We start from the raw sequence: 18,559 nt of genomic DNA on the forward strand, positions 1-18,559 counted from the left end.
TTCAAAGGAGGCGTCAAAAATGAAATGCTTAAAAGAAATGGAAAACCAAATTGTTTTAAACATGCGAAAGTTGATTAAAGAGCAGCATCAAGAGAACTATCAAGAAGTAACATTTATCGGATTTACCGAGCATGTTTTTACGTTTATATCAAGAGATGAGGATACGGGGGAGCGAGCCGTTTTCTATCTGAATCCTTATACCTTTGCGATTTCAGTACGATGCGAATACACAAGAGAGATTGAGCTATCGATCGGATTTATGAATGAGCGAGGAGAACTAATTTGAGAGGGGTTTTACCCCTCTTGTATTCCTATGATTTAAGATAAAACGAATTGAAAGGGTGAGGGAACATGAAAACCTGTGGGTATTGCGGAACGAATCTTCAGGAGCATTATTGCTCTTTTTGCGAACTGATGCTGGACGAAAAACACGTTTTAGAAGGACATAAAAGGGTGAACCATGTCATTGAAAGTACTCCAGATGAAACAGCGATTTTTCTTTCAACTGCTGAACTATTAACTTTTGAAACGATTGAACTTCTCTTTTTGTTAAAATATGCTCGTTCTTATCGCTCTGAAGTCTATCATTTACGCGTCATAAGTTATAAGGCAGATGAAAACAAAGTTGATCAAGCCTTAGAGAGCATTCAGCATCAAAGCTATGAGGAATATGAAAAGGCAACTCGAAAGGTGTGGATCATTGAAAATATCTTGAAAGATCGGATTGGGTACTATCCCGTTAAAGTAACGGATGATTTCTTGTAAGCGTATCTTCATCGTATTAAACAATCCCAAAAGAAACGAATGCATCACCATAAAAATGACGATTGAGGTCTTGGACACAATCGAGCATTTGATTTCGTTTTGATTCGTCCATTTCTTGAAAGTAGTTCAGGAATTAATATTCAAAAGTAATAATCTTTTTTTGAACTCTACCAAAGATGAAAGAGATAGATATAATGTTAGACTTATAAAGAAAATGGTGGAATTATTGGTGAGTTAAACACGTATGGTATGTAAATGAGATAAGGTAGTTCGGATCGTGATTCGAAAATATATGCTGTGTGAAAAAGTAAGTGATATCAGTGGAGATAGTAGCTGTTAATTTCTTGGTTCGGAATAAAACTGGAAGTCATGTTTTAGAGAAGAAACTATAGAAAATAGATGGCGTTATCGGCTAATTTGCACAATTGACTAATACTTAATTGAACAACATTTCTTGTCAGTATGGACGTGTCGCTTCTATCCTAAAACCTCCGAAAACGAACGGCCAGTTAGCTTTGTATTCGCTAACAGGCCGTTCGTTATCGGTATCCATATGATTTTCTGTTAGAGGTATGAAATACTTACCGAATTATGGGGGTTAGTAAAAGAACAAACACTAAAAAACAGCTTAAAATAATGAATAGATTTCCTATTATCTTATTATATTTTTTTATATAAAATCCAAAAATAGCAATGAAAATATATAATGTTAATTCAGAAATTATATAAATCAAAGAATTTTCAACAAAAGTAGAAATAGATTTAAAGATTACGTATAAAAAAAATATACTTAGTCCCAATTTAAATGAATTAGATTTTGTGTCGAATTTCATCTCTTTGCTCCTTATTCCTTTTTTGACTTATTACCAATCATTCTAACCTAAGCTTAGCATTAGTACTTGTGATTTTATAGTGTGTGAATACAACTATTAGGAAAGAGTTAATAGTAAAATAGTCGTCTTTAGAGGTTTTGTTACGCTCACTCATACCTTAATGCTTCGATGGGATCGAGTTTAGCGGCTTTATTTGCTGGCAATAGACCAAATATTACTCCCATAAATATTGAAAATAGTAGAGCGAACGTTATTACTGGTAATGAAACTAGAGGTGGCCAATTGGTAAACAAAGAAATTAATTGTACTCCCCCCACTCCTAGGAGGATTCCAATGAAGCCTCCTAATAGACAAATGGTAATAGACTCAATCAAAAATTGTATTAGTATATTTGCCCTTGTAGCTCCAAGGGCCTTTCTCACTCCAATTTCTCTGGTTCGCTCTGTAACTGAGACAAGCATAATATTCATTATTCCTATCCCCCCTACCAAAAGTGAGATACTTGCAACTCCACCAATAATTCCAGTCATAACTTTAGTAACGGTTCCAATTGCGTCTTCAAGATCTTTTAAGTTAAATGCTTCAAATTTGCCCATTTCATCAACATTTTTAGTGTTATTTAAAAAATTTATAGTTTTATCTCCAGCAGTTTTCAATGTTTCCAAATCAGTAGATTGTATTGTTAAGGTCGTCACTTCTTCAGTTCCATAGATTAATGGCCAAACAGATAATGATATTATGGCATTTTTAATATCCATACCTATTATAGAATTTTGCTCTGAATAGACTCCAATAATTTTAAAAGGAGAACCTTTTATATCTATAATTTTACCGACAGCATCTTTACTTCCAAAAATATCTTCTTTCAAAGTCTTGTTAATCATTACTACTTTTTTGTTACTATTAAATTCATTTAGAGTAATTTTCCTACCAGATAAAATCTCTATGGGGTTTATTTGAAAATAATTATTATTTCCAGCAATAATGTTTGAATTACTCGTAGCACTATTATGGAATACATTTGATGATTGAGTATTAGATGTAATAACATGCTCAACTTCAGGAATTTTTTGAATGTTTATTACATCTTGCTTAGTATAAGCAGGAGTCTCAAAGGCTAAATCACTATAACTTTCTTGAGTTGGCTCAAATAAAATTTCTATTGTATTATTACTCTTTCCGGCTAATTGGGATTTTAAAGCAGCCTCTCCCCCTTGTCCCATAGCTATAATTGCAATAATTGATCCAACACCAATTATTATCCCTAACATAGTTAGTGCAGAACGTAATTTATGAGCCAGAATAGATGAAAAAGCCACTTTAAAATTGTCTAATAAATCCAATAATATCCACTCCTATTGAACAATAAAACCATCTTTTAATCGGATTGTTCTTTGTGTTAAGTTAGCTATTTCTTCTTCGTGCGTCACCACTACAATAGTTGTCCCTTCATCATTCAATCTTTTAAACAACCCCATAATTTGATTCCCTGAAAAAGTATCTAGTGCCCCAGTAGGTTCATCTGCCAATATAAAAGAGGGAGAAGTTACTATGGCTCTAGCGATGGCTACCCTTTGTCTTTGTCCCCCAGAAAGTTGATTAGGTAAGTGTTTAATTCGGTCTCCTAACCCTACTTTTTCCAATGCTTTCACAGCTATTTCTCGTCTATCTTTTGATTTTATACCTCCATATAATAATGGTAACTCTACATTTTTCAAAGCATTCATTCGAGGGAGTAAATGAAAATTTTGAAATACAAAGCCTATAGACTTATTTCTGAATTCTGCTAGTTCTACTTGATTAAAACTAGAGACGTCTTTTCCTTCGAGTTTATATGCCCCCTCTGTTGGGCGATCAAGTAATCCAATAATGCTCATTAATGTGCTTTTTCCGGATCCAGAGGGCCCCATGATTGAGACAAATTCATTATTTGAAATGTGAATATTAATTTTATTAAGAGCAGTGACTTGTATATCATTATTGTTATAGTTTTTTGTTATATTTTGAATATTAATCATGTAAACTCACTTCCGTTCCTTCCTTCATATCTTTGGCAGGTTCAACTATGAACTTTTCATTTTCCTTCAATCCTTTTAATACTTCTATATAATTTTCTTCAGCTACTCCAGTTTCTATTAATCTTTTGTCCAATTCATTTTCATTATTTAATACAAAGACAAATTCTTCTTCATTATTTTGGACGATACTTGAGCTCGGGATAGTTAATACGTTTTCTTTAATATTAGTCTCTACTTCTAATGATACATGGAATCCATTTTCTAAACCTTTATCGTCACTTAAATTAACTATATAAGGATAATAAGAAACGTTATTTACGCTTTCCCCATCACTCGGTATACTATTTGTGATAGGTGTATCAATTATATTGCTGATTTTCCCTTTCCACGATTCATCATTTTCAATTTTGGAGATGACTTTTACAGATTGTCCCTCACTAAGTTGATGCTTTTCAATTTCTGTTAACAGACCTTTTATAATGTAATCACCATCAGATGTGATTTCAATGAAGGGTTGATTTTGACTAGAAGCAAGTGGTTGATCTACGTTATTAACGCTCATTACGATTCCTTCTACATCTGACTTTTCATATCGATCCATCATATTTTCTTTTAAATTTTTTAGTGAATTATTATTTTGCTTGAAATCTAGATTAGTAAGTCGATTCTGTAACTTCAAGTCATCGAGTTGAGCGTTTAACTCTTTCTCTATTTCATCATTTTTATTTTTGGATAATTCTTCTTTTATATTTTTTATTTGACTATTTTGCTGTTCTAACTGAACTAGGGTCTTTGTTTTAGAAATCTCAGCTTGCTCTATCTGATTCTCAATTTCTTTATTGTTATATGAAAATAATTTAGTCCCCTTTTTTACTTTATCCCCCACATCCACAAAAATTTCATCAATGTTTCCTTTATTAGAGTTTATGTAAACCTCCTGGTGGATTAAAGGTTCAACTTTTCCTGAAATTAATGTTGTGTTTTTTATATTTCGTTTTTTTGCCTTTTCTGTATTTACTACCACTCCATTATTGTTTCCTGTGGTTTCGGTTACTTTATTTGCTAAATTAAAACTAATTAAAGCAACAAAAACTATAAATATTAATCCAATTATCCAAATTTTTTTCTTAAGCATTTTTCCACCCCTAAAGTATTGATATGACGTTGAAGAGTATAAGTAAAATATAAGTAAAATGCAATATTTTTCAAAAAACCCTTGAATTTCCATTAGCTTTCAATTACCATTCAGAGTGCAAACATAACGAACCATTTTTTTACAAACATGATCAACTATCCATTGGAAGGGTGAAAAGGAAGTGAGTAATAGTGCTCAGACAGAAGAACTTAAAAAAAGTGGAAGTTTTATATCTATACCTTTATTAAATGTTTTGTTTACTCCAAAAACATTTTTTGAAAATAAAGCTGTTCATTTTAAAAAAAGATATGATATTCTTTTTATCATTTTATTAAATTTAATAATTACATATTTTATTTCAAATCAATTATTACAATCAGAAACTCTTTTAAGTAGTTTAGAAGATTTCGAATTTAGTGATTCACTTTTAAGAGTTATAAAAATTATTGTAACTTTCGGTTCTGTAATACCTTTATTATTTTCAGTAGTGTTAACATCTGTTGTATTACTTATTTTTTTCAAAATATTCAAATTCAATTTAAATTTCGAGAAAACATTTTACATTATATTTCTTGCTCAACTGCCTCCTATAATTAGTAAATTCACATTATTGATACCTGGAGTTTCTCAAGAGGGTATAAATGCACTGAGAATTACTGGATTTGGATATGCTTTTCAAAACATGACTAATAATAAATTTCTATTAACATTCTTAAATGAGATCGACTTATTTGTTATTTGGTCTTATTTTTTAATCGGTCTTGGGATATCTATTTTAGGAGCTACTTCATATAAAAAAGCAGCTATAGTCTCAGGATCATTATGGTTAATTTCTGCGCTTGTACTATCTGCAATAAAACTAATTTAAACTTTACTTGAAAGGGGGTGAAATAAAATGGATATCCTTAACCTAATCACAGAGCTTATTAATACAAATATTGCTGGTGCACTTGGACTCGGCGGTATTGCTAAGTCTGCAATTGAGTACGCTCTAATGGCTGGAGCTACAGTATCTGCAGCAGTAGCTATTGTTTCTTCTGCTGGAATTGGAGGGGCAGCAGTAATAGTCGCTCAAAGATGGATTCTTAGGGGGGCTTTTGACAAAGCAGCACTAGTATAACTTCTTGATAAATTACATAAAGGAAGAGGGACAAACCAATGAATAGCATCGGTATTTTTATTTCTGAGGTAGGCGCAACTTTTGGTTTGACGCAAAACCAGTTGGATATGTTAAAAACAGCAATTGAAGTAGGTTCTACTGCTGGTACTGTAGCAGCTATGGTAGGGACCTTTGGAGTTGGAGCTGTTGGTTCAGCTTTAATTGTGAGGTATTTCAAAAAGAAAATGTTAGGTAGAATGCTAATCTGGTAAAAAAATAAAGCAAAACGGGAACCCCGTTTTGCTTTATTAATGATGTTCAAAAAAATATAAAGAGTGGTTTAAAATGAATTATTTCCCTTTTAGAAAAAAAGATGTATTTCTGGTTTTATTATCAGCACTCATATTATGTTTTGGTATTATTATTGGGTTAACTCTATTTCCTTCCTTACCTAGTAGTTCTGGTGACACTACAGCTATAAGTTCTTTAGCGATAAAACCTAAATATGGTTTAAATGGTGCAATACAATATTTCATAACTAATATAACAGCGTGTTTACTACTAATATTAGGATTAATCTCCTTTGGAATTCCTACTATTTTTGGGTTGTTTCTTAATGGACTTATCTTAGGTGTGGTAATGGATACTAAGTATATGGAAGGTATGAGTATATTAAAAATATTTATTGGCATTATGACGCATGGAATTTTCGAATTACCGGCACTAATTATAGCTGGTTACATAGGACTTAAAGGTTTTAATTTTTATTTTATTAGAAATAAAGAGTGGAAAAAAATTATGAAGTTAATAGTACTAATTACAGTATTATTAATTGGAGCTGGTTTAATTGAAGCATTGGTGACACCATTACTAATATAAGATTTGATGAGGGACGACAACGAATGGCTATTAAATGGGTTAAATGGAAATTGTATATTAGATTAAAAAGAAAATGGAAAAAATTATTTTCGGTAGGTTCAGAATTAAATATTTCATTGTGGATACTAGTATTATTATATAGTTTAGTGAAAATTTTTGCATTACTTTTGACATTCACTTTTCTTTGTGAGCAAATTTTATCACTTAATGAGACACCGTTTGGTTTAGAAACGGAAATGTTAGATTTGATTTGGTCTATATATTTTTTAGCTTTAATAAGTACAGCATTTTTGAATGGATTGAATTCTTTACATTGGACGATGGGATCGAATGATATTGATTGGCTTTTAGCTAATACTAATATAAGTAAGAAAAATATTCTCTTAATGAGTTTTTTAGAAATTAATATCTGGAATATGAAAAAAGTTTTTCTAAGTTATGTTCCCATAGCAGTTGGAATTTCTATTGCTTCTGAGACGAGTAGTTTCTCCATGTTTTCAATTATAGTTTTAGTGTTTGTGGTTTATTTGTTTATTAGTATGGTAACTACAAGTTTATTTACAAATATAAAAAATATTCAACTTAAAAAACAATCTATAACCACTCGTATTATTTCTTCAATAACATTAAGGGCTATAGTTTTGTATATATCATATTTTATCGGTACAAAAATGGGTTTGATATTAAAAGATATTTCGTTAAACAACTTTAAAAGCAATCCTAGAGTTATACTTAAAATATTTCAAAAACTAGAAATAAGTTTATTAAATGAAATACATTTAATTGGGAACAAAGTTTTATTGTGGGATTACTGGGGATTTAATGCACTTAGTAATTTGATTTTAGGAAAAGAGGCCTCAATTAGTATATTTATTCTATTAGGTAGTACGATCCTTCTTTTAATATTGGTGATGATAAGTGAAAAGATAAAAGCAAAACTTGAAAAAATTAGTGTCTCTTCATTTCACAACAATTTCTTAGAAAAGACTTTCGTTAAAATTTTCCTGATATTGAACTTGAATAATTATGTATATAAAGTGAAAATTTTTTTTAGATCAAATTTTGTGTTGAACCGGATTCCTGTCTTATTCGGAGGATTAGCTTTCTGGGCTTTTGTTGGGATAATTAGTGCTATTCTTTTAAATTTAGATGCTACAAACAAAGTTTATTATTTAGTGTTTTCACTGTATGTATTTTTTCCAGTTTATTTCTTTACTAACACTGCTTTTACCCATCTTAGTGGAATGTATTCAATAGAAAGTGATCAAGAAATCACAATGTTGCATTTTATGGCTAATAAAAACTTGTGGAATATTTTTAAAAGAAACTATATTCTGAATGTCGTTGTGTTTATTCCTATATTAATTTTGGGAGATGTTTTATTTTATTTTTTATCTGGTGTGAACATATCACTGTTTTCACTTCTATTTTTAGTGCATATTGTCAGTTTTGTCTTTTTTGTTACCTTACAATATATCCCGTGTGTTATAGTTCCCCACTTTCACTTTGAGCGAATCGAAGAAATTGATCAATTCAGTGACAAGGAATGGATAAATAATATTTCTATGATAGTTTTTAATGGCTTGGTCATACCATGTTTTCTGCTTCCAATTGCTTTGTATCTAGCTGACTCAATATTTTTGAATGAATATATACTTTATCAATTTATAGTAGTTACATTAATAATTGTTGTAATTAACATTATTTTATTTTATTTATTTAAGTTTAGACTTTCAAAAATTAAAAGTATCGAAAATTATAATTAGAATGGTGGAGTCAACATTGCATTATCTAAAATTAAATTCTATTACTAAAAGTATCAATAAATCCACAATATTAAATGATGTTTCTTTTAATGTTCCGAAGGGTGAAATAACTGCTTTTTTAGGTCCTAATGGAGCAGGGAAAACTACTACTCTACAGGTAATAGCAGGTTTAATAGCTTATGATAAGGGAGAAATATTTGTCAATGATAAATATTTTGGTGAACATAAAGAAGAAATTATGTTTATTCCTGATATACCTTTAATGTATCCTGAGTTAACTGGATACGAATTTATTGACTTTACGACAGATTTATTTAATATTCAAATTTCACAACAAGAAATAGCTTCTTCCATAAAAAAATTCAAACTTGAGAATGACATTAATAAGCAAATTAATCAGCATTCATTTGGAACAAAGAAAAAACTCGCATTACTAACTACATTATTAAAGAAACCAGACCTACTGCTTTTAGATGAATATTTCTCAGGTATAGATCCAGTAAATTTGAGAACTATAAAGAATATACTAATTGAATATGTTTCTCAAGGCAAAACTGTGTTTTTATCTACACATCAACTTGAAGCAGTTCAAACATTTTGCCATAACATAATATTACTGAATGAAGGTAAAGTAATAAAGGAAATGGTGAAAATTAAGGATGTTTTGGAAAGTAATTATACTTTAGAAGACTACTTTATCAATGAGATTGAGGGCGCTGAAGGTTTAGAGGCTATATTCTGAGTACCTTCAGAGGAAAATCCAACCTTCAGTTATTTTCCAAAATGATTTATTTTTTTGAATAATTTTGAATAATTAGGCAAGAGATAAACGCTGTAACCTCTTTATTTAAGTGTTAATTTGATCCACTGCAATTACTGGATCCACATAAAACTTTTGCCCACACTTCTTCGCCAGCGAATTGAAAAGGAACAGAGTAAATGTTGGTTTCAACTGTAATGAGAGACGTTTTGTTTTCTTTACAGGATAAGAGTTTTTACGCTTCGAAACGACTTGACGGACAGTCTCTGACTTATTCAGGATCAGGACATAAGTTCCGCTTGCTTTTTTAACACACCGGTCTCTAAGATATTCATTTAGAGTTTGAACCTTAGGTTACAAGGGCATTCCTTTCAAGTACCTCAATCCAGTCTTTTTACTACTACTTGCTGAATTACAGAAATAGTTTTAATCACCTAATGTACTTGAAAACCAAGATTTCTTGTTCCAATCGATCTTTTCAATGGAGAACTCTCACGAGCGCGTTTTGGAATGCCTCAAAAGAAATCAAAGCCATCCAAGAATGCTTCCTGTTTTTCATATGGATACGCTCTAACTAACCTTATTCGAGTGGCGAAATGTTGAACGAAGAAGAGGAAAACGTGCTGTGTTGCCCCCTTAAGTACAATATCCGCCTCTCGAAGACTTCTTGCATCTTTTTCTTGCGCAGTATGTTTTTGCTTTTTCCAATGTTTTTGACCTTCTTCCAACCCCTGATCAATGATAGGGAAAACTTGTTTTGTTTTTTTTTTTTAGTATTCTTGTTTTCCATAAGATCTTTTTCGTAATATGATGGTTAGAGCTTCTTATTGGGCCAAGTATTTACTTGCGGTATTACGAGAAATCTTGAGCTTTGTAGCAAGTTGTTTTTGTGGTAAACCTTCAACCTCTTTTTAAGTACTAGATATTAGAGAACTGAGGAATGTCGATCTTCCTTTTTCTTCTCCTCTCTTATGATGGTAAGTTTGGTTACGTTCTATCATGAGTGATTTTACTATAATTGGAAATGGGGCAACTCATTTTGCTTTGTATGTGATCATATAGTTTAAAAGTGACTCAAATCTAATTTACTAAAACATTAATTTAATTTAATTCATGTTCGTTATCAATAATGTTCGTTTTTGATAACGACTATGAAACTCACCTCCAATGAATTAAAACTCCTCTAAAAATAGTATCAAAAACCATCTCATAATCAAAGTTTCAATATATACCTTAACTAACCTTTTTGATAATATAGAAGTACCACCAATCGAAAAGGGGAGACCAATATGTTATTTGGCTATGCGCGAGTCAGTACGAAGGATCAAAACTTACATATGCAATTTGATGCGTTAAAGAAATATGGAGTGGAAGAGAAGAACATCTATTCAGAGAAGATCACTGGAACGAAGAAGGACCGTCCTGCTTTTACAGATATGTTGAAGTATTTGAGAGAAGGGGACACGGTTGTGGTTTACAAGCTCGATCGGATCGGTCGTAGCACGAAACACCTAGTAGACCTGATCAATGACTTCCAGGAGAAGGGTATCAACTTTGTTTCCATCAATGAAAACATCGATACAACTACGGCGATGGGGAAACTTGTATTTACCATCTTCAGTGGTTTGGCACAGTTTGAGCGTGACATCATCTCAGAACGTACGAAGTCAGGGTTGGATGCAGCAAGAGCAAGAGGACGAAAGGGAGGAAGACCCAAAAAAGACCAATCCAAGTTGGATATGGCCTTTCGGATGTATGATAGCAAGGAGTATAGTATCCAGGAGATATTGGATGCCACCGGGATTAGTAGAGCTACATTTTATAGGTATTTACATAAATCAACTTAGATATTTCTAATAACTCCAGTCAAATTTATTTAATTCATTAAGAAAATGATTACCTACCTCGGGTTCAATCATCTTAATGAAATTTGCCATGCCATACAAATGTTCTTTAAAAAAGGACTTGTTTTCTTGATTATTATGTTTAAGGTGACTATATACTCCATATTTACCGATAAAATAAATATGTTTCTTTAATTCTTTTTTATATTTTCCTTTTACTTTTACTCCATCATTTACCACTAAACCGGTAACTGATTGCATATTTTTTCTGGTTTGTATTCTTACTTTTTTTTCGTTTAATGGAAAATTATTATCTGATACTATCTTTTTGATTTCAAAAATACTGTCTGAAAGGTTCTTATTACCGGAGAAGGTAATATCATCAGCATATCTTGTATAATCAGCTTCTAAACTTAATGCAAGTTTATTTAAACTTGCATCCAAGTCTAGACATAAAATATTAGCTAAGTATGGACTTGAAGGTGCACCTTGAGGAAGAAATCCTTTGAATGTTAATAATTTTGAAAAGGTATATGATAATTCTTTTGTATATCCACTGTTGAAGAAATGAAGGAAAATTCTTTCGAATTTAATCGTATTAAAGAAGTCTTTAATATCAATATTTACTAAAACTTCTTTTTTTTGATGTGGTTCAGCATTACTTTTTATACTCCGTCCAAGAGCAAAACCATGAGCATTATTGCTGATGGTGTATCTATATAATACATTATCAAGTAACCAACGCTGAATTAGTTTCAAGTTATAACTAGGGGTAGAGAGGATTCTATATCCACCCTGAGATTTTGGTATCTTGTACTCTTTATAGAAAATATCAGTATTGATCATATAATGAGTTAATATAGAAAGATCAATCCCCATCACTAATGAAAGGTGTTTTCTATCAAAAATAACGGGCAGATTATTATTTAATAAGTTTTGAGCATAGTTTATGCATATGGATTGATATCTTTTACCATATCCTTTAATAGATAGTTCTTCCTTTAAATTTTTAATATAATCTTCCATAATTGCCTCGCTTTATTGGCGCCAGTAGTCTTTACAAAAGGATCATGTGAAAATAACTATTAGATGAAGCCGGTTAATGAAAATTCCCAAAAGGTTAAATGGATTTATATTTAATCGTTTTGGGTGCAAACGACAGTTTGCAGGTAAAAAGTACGGTTTTAGCTTTTTACCTAATCTATTAAGCAACATTAATAGTGATAGCGACTCGCTACCAATCTAAAGACTACTGACTAAGTAAATTTTAATCTATTATATTTTCTTAGTAAACCCTTTGGGTATATATACATCGTCTAATTTAATAAAAGGCTCACCTAATACTGTTTCTTCTACACTATCATTTTCGAATATATCTACACTTTCAAGATCATTACTTTCTAAAACTTCTATGCCTTTAGATGTTAACTTTAGGTATTTATCGGATTTTAAATAATCGTCATCTATTAGCTTAATGATAACGTTCTCTAACTGTATAAGATCTAAGCCAAATAACATACACATTTCACTATAAGAATAACTTGCTTGCATTGTATTAAAGTACATAAGTATTAGAGTATTTTTGTAATCCAAAATGAATTCAATTGCCCCTTTCTATTTTAATGTTCATATTTTGTTTTTTTCGCGCTTTTGTATTTCCTCTGTTTTTATCTGTGAATCTTTTAAAAAGAGTATTCCATTCTTTACGTTTACCGTTAAAGGTAGGGTGATACCAAAAAGCACTAATAGTATTGTTAGGGATATTATGGGAAAAACCAATTAATAGCTCGCTCGACTTATATCCTAAAATATTGCGATGGCCTTCTCCCCATATTTCCTGCTCAAATTGTGATAACATTTTTTGATCTTCTTCTTTTAATTTTGAATGAATGTTGAAGATTTTTTCATATTTGTGTTCGTAAATTATTTCTACATCAAGATTAGTTTTCTTTAAAAATGTGTTAATTGTACTTTCGGCAGTAGAGGAAATAGAGAGTAAGTTTATTATGATCTTCTTACCCTGCAAAACTTCAATATTTCCACTTAAAAATTTTGTGATGGTTGTTCCAGTTCCGGAAATGTCATCAAATAAAATCACATTTGGAGTATCTTCATTTAAATCCCTTAAATCCACTTTAATGGTATCTCTATAAACAGAAATATCGTTTTCGCGTATAATTTCTCGTAAGAGCATTGTTAGTTCATGAGAACTATTCGCTCTTCCATTTGCAGATGGTAAAGGAAAAACAAATATGTCATCTAAGTCGAATCGACTTAGAATATTTGTGAATTGATTTAGTATTATTCTTTTGATTTCAATTTTGGGGTAAAATGTGAACTCTTCAAATAGCAAGATCAAAATTTCTCTTACATCTTTACTTGGTGTATTGGAAAGCCAAGAATAAATCTTGTTTTTGAGATCTTTCGTATAATAATGTTCTTCATTAATATTATTTTTTTTTATAAATTGATCTACTAGTATTTGTATTTGAGTGGAATTATTACTCACTTTTCTCTCCCTTCCTCATGACGCTAAGAAGTTTTATTGAACATGAAATGTTATTTATTTCATATTATACCATTGAATTGAATGACTAATAACTTCATATTTTATAAGTGTTTTTAAACACAAAAATTCGTGTATAATATCAATTCTGCGAGAACATAGAATCCATCTCAGTGCCAAGATAATACACATACAGCAAGCCCCTACACTCTAGAGTGTAGGGGCTTGGATCATTTTATAATATTTTAAGGGGGAAGGAGTTCGGGGAAACTCCTTGGTTCATAGATTATCATAACAAGCACCCTATCTTAAGAATATGGGATACTTTTGACAATTCGGTATTTATCACCCAAAAATACTCTTTAGAACTATTAAGCATATTAGGCTGAATCAGATTATTGACTTGTGAAAGTAATGGCGATTTGAAATAATTGGTATTAAGCAATCTGGGCAGTATTGTAGAAGACTCAGTTTCGAGATAAATATTGAACTTAAAGCGTATTCCTTAAACTAACGTAAATAAAGTAAGCAAAATTTATTAGTCAAAGGGGGAAGGTAATTGAAGGATTATTGGAGTGAGTTATCCCAAAGAGTAAAAATAATTAGTAGTTTATTTGATGAATATGCATCAGAGGGAGACTTGGATAAAACAATATCATTAGTTGAGTACACAGAGCTATATATTGAGATAAATATTGATAATTTACATAATGCGGACATGTTTCAATTGTATTATTCGCTGGGCGTAGCTTATAGCGATATTTATAGAAGTGAAAGTCCTGAAAAACATGAAGTGTTACAAGAAAAGGAATTGCTGAATTATAGAAAAGCATTAAGCTTGTTAGATGAAGAAGAAATTAATAATAATATAATGGCTCCTCAATTATTTATAAATGCTGGAAATGCTTATTTTAATGTAGGAAGAATAATGGAATCAATAAGCTATTATGATATGGCTCTAACATTGGTTCCTAATCATCCAATGGCTTGGGGATGTAAAGGGAAAACTCTTGAATACTTGGCTAGATTGACATATGATAATGGCCATAAAAATATCTTACTACATGAATCTTATCAGTACTTAAGTCTTGCCGAAAAACATAAAGAAGTCTATCCTCATCCCCCAGCTTATGAAGTATTCCAGGATATCCTGAAAAATATAGAAGAGTACTTTGATTATAAATGGCTTAATGGAAGATTAGAATTTAAGAAATTTTCAACAGAGGATGATGAGGAGAGAGAGTATAAGACTTGGTGTAGAAAGAACAACTTATTTCTTAATGAATTGAATGAAGTGATAGATAGTAGTGTAATTGAACATGATCCTCTTCATATGCCTAGTATTGTGACAGCGTTAGAGTTCGACTCAAGGTTACATGGTTTTATGAATCAAATAAAGCAAGATTATGTTTCAACTCGATTTTTGTATTATGATGCTGTCAAGCCTAAGAATATAGTTCATTTCTCAGATAGAGGTGTTCATCAAGTAAACACACTTGATTATGCTATCCATTCTTTAAGTGATTTTAAAATTAAAACGGTGTTTAAGTCAGCCCATTCACTTTTCGATAAGATTGCTTTTTTCATTAATGAGTACTTTGAAATTGGAATTAAAGAGAGAGATGTTAATTTTAATACGGTTTGGAAATCCGAGCATGGAATTAATAAAAGAAGATATGAATATAAAAATCCTATAAATCAAAAAACATTAGAGAACCCACCTTTGAGGGGATTATACTGGATTGCTAAAGATTTCTATCCAGTATTCAATTCCATCATTGAACCCAAAAGTAAAATAATACGAGATATCAGAAATCATTTAGAACATAAATATGTGAAAACTGTAGAATTTGAATTTACCCCTGATAAAGTAAGTGGAGATAACATGGCTTATTATATAACCTACGAAGATTTACATAAGCATACAAAAAACCTTTTGAAATTAAGCAGAGATGCAATTATATATCTAATTATGGCAATTCATGTTGAAGAGAATTTAAGAGAACAGAGTAGAAAAAAGGATCATCTAACTGTTCCAATAAATTTAACTGGATTAGATGAAGAATGGAAGATATAGGATGTTTAACTTGGTGAAAATTTTAAAGTAATCAGGAAATAGAAGATAAAGTATCATTATCTCTGAATCGAGTCTTCCTTATTATCTGAGCTTATCAGTAATACAGTATTACAGTTGGAAAAGCCAAAAGGGGACGATAATACTGAGATTCAATTATTATAACTTTTCCACTCAAAGGATAAATAAATTGGAGAGTATTAATAGATTATACCAAAACCGAAATTGTTATAAATCACAAAACAAAGGGTGGTTTTCCTGATGGTAGATCACAAAAGAAATCATATTATCGATCCTACTCAATACTCATACTGCTTCACCTTTGGAATATATGATTGCTATAAATTGCAGAATGGAATTTGCACCTTTGACTTAAGTGAACAAGAATATATCGAAGCAAAATCAAAATGTAATAAAGGTGAATTTTATGAGGGGAGAGTAGATTACTGTCGTGAAATATACGATAGTATGATGAAAGACAAAGCTTTTTCCAAATCAACTGGGATTCGAGCATTTCAGAATGCATGTGGTCATATTACTTTTGGAGACGGTCAGCACCGATCTTGTATTGCTAAGAAAAAAGAGGTTAATGAGCTATTTTTAGATTGTCTTTTAGATAATGGTAACGTTCTATGCTCTGTATGTTATCAGTCTGAAGTCTACAGTAAGTTACCTGCTTGGAGAAAGTTATCTATAAAGTTATCATCATCTAATAAAACTGGGGATATACTAGACGATCAGCTTTAAGACTTAGTCTTTTGTTAACTCGGATCGAATCTGATCACTTAATATATTTGTAATTACGGCAGCGATTAACTATCTAAGTTAGTCGCTTTTTGGTAAGGTAGAAAGGAATGGGCGTTTACAAAAAATGTTATTTTATTAATTAATACGGCCTTAGCCTACATTTAATTAAAGGAGTAGAGATAAGTGCCCCTATACTTCAAATTCCTAAACTATTAGTCGAAAATATGAAGCGATTATTTAATAAGGGGTTTTGGAAGTGAGTAGTTGGAAAACACCAGAAGAGATAGCCGGGGAAAAGAAACGTGCTAAAACATGGGCATATGCTTTATTACCTGTTTGCGCCATATTGCTAGGTGTACTTATTGCAATTGTTGCTCAATAGATCTTTTTTATAAGAGAGGCGCCATTCTTAACAGAATAGCGCCTCTTTCTTTAATAATTTGAAAGGCTTGTAATTTTTCTTTAGTTACGGCTTTTGTCTATTATAAAACTCACAATTAATACTAAGATATAAAACTCACAATTAATACTAAGATGATTGATCATATAATCGCTGGAATAACATTGAAACTCCCATATCCGGACCCTAGCTACCTAATAAAGCGTACCTAACCAGACACCCACAAATATGATATTTCCAATAATTACACTGGACCATCGCGACCAGTAATGGCACCAGCAAGCCAACCGAAAATACCACCAATTCTACGTATGCGTTGTAAAAAGGACTTTGGCTTACAAAGTCCTTTAAAGCCTATGGAAGGTCATGCAAAGATGAATGGCTCATGGTTAGGGTATGTCAAAGCATTCACATTATTCATTTTTGTCTTCGATCCCAGATTCTCTCAAGATTTAATGAAACATAAACCTTATCACCGTGAACTTGACGATGAAGAATCGGTTTTTGAAATGAGCGCTCTATAAGGAAATAATCTTGTTGTCGTCGGGCGCGATAAACCGTTCCAAGTAACTTATCAAAGTTTACTGAATATTAAGTATTGGCTAAGCCTTTTAATATATGAAGGTTTTCAATCATCGGCCTACTCATATTAGGGCTTCTAACAAAATAAGCAGCAAGGTCCTTTTTAGCTTTTTCAATTGCAAATTTGTCAAAATACGAAGTGTCTATGTATTCAATCTCACCATATCTGGCTCTATAGAAGGCAATTCGCTTAATATCTAAATGTCGATACGAGCAATCTATAAAATGATTTTCTTTTGAGTTCATAACTTCAAGAGATAATTCATTCAGCAAATAATATCCTACTAATTGAGCAACTTCTTTCCATCTATAACCCACGTTTTTTCCAGTTTTAAAATCATATAGTGTACCGTCAATAATTACGTCACCGTCTGCACCTCCAACAAAAGCAGAGGAAACACCAAAATTCGGATTGTAAATAATTTCACTATTTGACCTTGCAAATTTTGGTATAAACTCTTTTTGAAATACATCACATAACAAGTCTAAATCTCTAAGGATCTCTTCATCAGGATCACTTAAAAAAGATTTCTCATAAATGTTTGCTGGAGGAAGACCAGAACGAAGAATATGATCAAACTTAGCTAAGAAACACGCATCTTTTGCTAATTGGTTGATCGGCTTTTTATTATTACTATATTTTTTCAATCTTTTAACTGATCTTTTAAATCTTTTTTCAATTTTTGACTTAAGAGTACGATGATTTTTTAAAAAGCTTAATAAGATAATTAATCCGTGCTCAGCTGAAATATCACTGTAAGCTTCACTTCTATTTTTCTTTACTACTCGAGATAGCATGATCCTGGCTAAATAATCAAATGCGGTTCCAACCACTGAAGAATTATAATTTTTCACTAGATTATAGGGTACTAAAACTTCGTACTGGTTTTTAGAAAATGCTTCTTTACCAGAGATAGTTTGAAATTCTTTTTTGATTGGAATAACTACTCTTAGAATTTCTTGAAATTCTTTTTGATTAGGCTTCGAACCATTTAATAAACTTGTCAGAGACATCTGTTTTGTCCTTTCAGTATTTTTACTATTGTCTATTTTACCACAAATATCCATACTGTTATTATACTAGTAAAGATCAGTCACTACTAACTAGTATATCGGAAAGGAAGGGGAGTTATTGAAACTAAACTTCGTGT

General features: G+C 31.3%; 19 protein-coding genes. 12 read left to right on the forward strand and 7 right to left on the reverse strand.

The genetic code is table 11. The features are described from left to right. Nucleotides 1–19 precede the first annotated feature (19 nt). Together AC0VYV_RS22465 and AC0VYV_RS22470 are read left to right on the forward strand one after the other, a co-directional pair. A complete protein-coding gene (locus AC0VYV_RS22465; RefSeq protein WP_475374967.1) occupies nucleotides 20–286 on the forward strand; it encodes a hypothetical protein in 267 nt (88 codons plus the stop codon). 65 nt (nucleotides 287–351) lie between these two features. After that, nucleotides 352–765 (forward strand): hypothetical protein, encoded by a 414-nt coding sequence (locus tag AC0VYV_RS22470; RefSeq protein WP_475374968.1) that lies wholly within the window; start codon nucleotides 352–354, stop codon nucleotides 763–765. Nucleotides 766–1,744: 979 nt separating this feature from the next. Here AC0VYV_RS22470 and AC0VYV_RS22475 read toward each other — a convergent pair. Genes AC0VYV_RS22475 through AC0VYV_RS22485 form a run of 3 tightly spaced genes read right to left on the reverse strand, consistent with a single transcriptional unit; the run spans nucleotide 1,745 to nucleotide 4,751 of the window. Continuing rightward, complete coding sequence (locus AC0VYV_RS22475) at nucleotides 1,745–2,941, reverse strand: ABC transporter permease (protein WP_475374969.1); 1,197 nt, start codon at nucleotides 2,939–2,941, stop codon at nucleotides 1,745–1,747. 12 nt (nucleotides 2,942–2,953) lie between these two features. After that, complete coding sequence (locus AC0VYV_RS22480) at nucleotides 2,954–3,616, reverse strand: ABC transporter ATP-binding protein (RefSeq protein WP_475374970.1); 663 nt, start codon at nucleotides 3,614–3,616, stop codon at nucleotides 2,954–2,956. Beyond that, entirely contained in the window at nucleotides 3,609–4,751 is a 1,143-nt protein-coding gene (locus tag AC0VYV_RS22485; protein WP_475374971.1) for an efflux RND transporter periplasmic adaptor subunit, read from the reverse strand. The genes AC0VYV_RS22480 and AC0VYV_RS22485 overlap by 8 nt, the downstream gene beginning before the upstream one ends. Before the next feature lie 181 nt (nucleotides 4,752–4,932). Between AC0VYV_RS22485 and AC0VYV_RS22490 the strand changes: the two genes are divergently transcribed. The 7 genes from AC0VYV_RS22490 (at nucleotide 4,933) to AC0VYV_RS22520 (ending at nucleotide 11,102) form a co-directional block, all read left to right on the forward strand. Next, nucleotides 4,933–5,619 (forward strand): YIP1 family protein, encoded by a 687-nt coding sequence (locus tag AC0VYV_RS22490; RefSeq protein ID WP_475374972.1) that lies wholly within the window; start codon nucleotides 4,933–4,935, stop codon nucleotides 5,617–5,619. A 27-nt stretch (nucleotides 5,620–5,646) separates the two neighbouring features. Then, the gene (locus AC0VYV_RS22495; protein ID WP_475374973.1) at nucleotides 5,647–5,871 is read left to right on the forward strand and encodes a hypothetical protein; all 225 of its coding nucleotides are present in this window, start codon (nucleotides 5,647–5,649) and stop codon (nucleotides 5,869–5,871) included. Nucleotides 5,872–5,909: 38 nt separating this feature from the next. Continuing rightward, on the forward strand, nucleotides 5,910–6,122 hold the full coding sequence (locus tag AC0VYV_RS22500) for a hypothetical protein (RefSeq protein ID WP_475374974.1): 213 nt from the start codon (nucleotides 5,910–5,912) through the stop codon (nucleotides 6,120–6,122). A 73-nt stretch (nucleotides 6,123–6,195) separates the two neighbouring features. Next, nucleotides 6,196–6,729, forward strand: a complete 534-nt coding sequence (locus tag AC0VYV_RS22505; RefSeq protein WP_475374975.1) for a stage II sporulation protein M — start codon at nucleotides 6,196–6,198, stop codon at nucleotides 6,727–6,729. Between the two features lie 23 nt (nucleotides 6,730–6,752). After that, nucleotides 6,753–8,495: a hypothetical protein gene (locus AC0VYV_RS22510; RefSeq protein WP_475374976.1), complete on the forward strand. Its 1,743-nt coding sequence runs from the start codon at nucleotides 6,753–6,755 to the stop codon at nucleotides 8,493–8,495. 16 nt (nucleotides 8,496–8,511) lie between these two features. Further along, nucleotides 8,512–9,237 (forward strand): ATP-binding cassette domain-containing protein, encoded by a 726-nt coding sequence (locus AC0VYV_RS22515; protein ID WP_475374977.1) that lies wholly within the window; start codon nucleotides 8,512–8,514, stop codon nucleotides 9,235–9,237. A gap of 1,307 nt (nucleotides 9,238–10,544) precedes the next feature. Then, a complete protein-coding gene (locus tag AC0VYV_RS22520; protein WP_475374916.1) occupies nucleotides 10,545–11,102 on the forward strand; it encodes a recombinase family protein in 558 nt (185 codons plus the stop codon). A gap of 6 nt (nucleotides 11,103–11,108) precedes the next feature. On the opposite strand, the gene AC0VYV_RS22525 is transcribed toward AC0VYV_RS22520, so the two are convergent. The 3 genes from AC0VYV_RS22525 to AC0VYV_RS22535 form a co-directional block, all read right to left on the reverse strand. Next, the gene (locus AC0VYV_RS22525; protein WP_475374917.1) at nucleotides 11,109–12,125 is read right to left on the reverse strand and encodes a reverse transcriptase domain-containing protein; all 1,017 of its coding nucleotides are present in this window, start codon (nucleotides 12,123–12,125) and stop codon (nucleotides 11,109–11,111) included. A gap of 249 nt (nucleotides 12,126–12,374) precedes the next feature. Beyond that, nucleotides 12,375–12,692, reverse strand: a complete 318-nt coding sequence (locus tag AC0VYV_RS22530; protein ID WP_475374918.1) for a hypothetical protein — start codon at nucleotides 12,690–12,692, stop codon at nucleotides 12,375–12,377. A 7-nt stretch (nucleotides 12,693–12,699) separates the two neighbouring features. Continuing rightward, nucleotides 12,700–13,608 (reverse strand): phosphoribosyltransferase-like protein, encoded by a 909-nt coding sequence (locus tag AC0VYV_RS22535; RefSeq protein ID WP_475374919.1) that lies wholly within the window; start codon nucleotides 13,606–13,608, stop codon nucleotides 12,700–12,702. Between the two features lie 556 nt (nucleotides 13,609–14,164). Here AC0VYV_RS22535 and AC0VYV_RS22540 point away from each other — a divergent pair. The 3 genes from AC0VYV_RS22540 to AC0VYV_RS22550 all read left to right on the forward strand — a co-directional run bounded on the left by AC0VYV_RS22540 (nucleotide 14,165) and on the right by AC0VYV_RS22550 (nucleotide 16,808). Next, nucleotides 14,165–15,682 carry an LA2681 family HEPN domain-containing protein gene (locus AC0VYV_RS22540; protein ID WP_475374920.1) on the forward strand — a complete coding sequence of 506 codons (1,518 nt, stop codon included), beginning with the start codon at nucleotides 14,165–14,167 and terminating at the stop codon, nucleotides 15,680–15,682. A gap of 258 nt (nucleotides 15,683–15,940) precedes the next feature. Then, nucleotides 15,941–16,426, forward strand: a complete 486-nt coding sequence (locus tag AC0VYV_RS22545; protein ID WP_475374921.1) for a hypothetical protein — start codon at nucleotides 15,941–15,943, stop codon at nucleotides 16,424–16,426. Between the two features lie 256 nt (nucleotides 16,427–16,682). After that, nucleotides 16,683–16,808: a hypothetical protein gene (locus AC0VYV_RS22550; protein ID WP_475374922.1), complete on the forward strand. Its 126-nt coding sequence runs from the start codon at nucleotides 16,683–16,685 to the stop codon at nucleotides 16,806–16,808. 609 nt (nucleotides 16,809–17,417) lie between these two features. Here the strand turns inward: AC0VYV_RS22550 and AC0VYV_RS22555 are convergent. Beyond that, complete coding sequence (locus AC0VYV_RS22555; protein WP_475374923.1) at nucleotides 17,418–18,422, reverse strand: hypothetical protein; 1,005 nt, start codon at nucleotides 18,420–18,422, stop codon at nucleotides 17,418–17,420. Nucleotides 18,423–18,559: the final 137 nt, after the last annotated feature.

This window comes from Anaerobacillus sp. QJM3NY_17 (genome assembly GCF_056173665.1).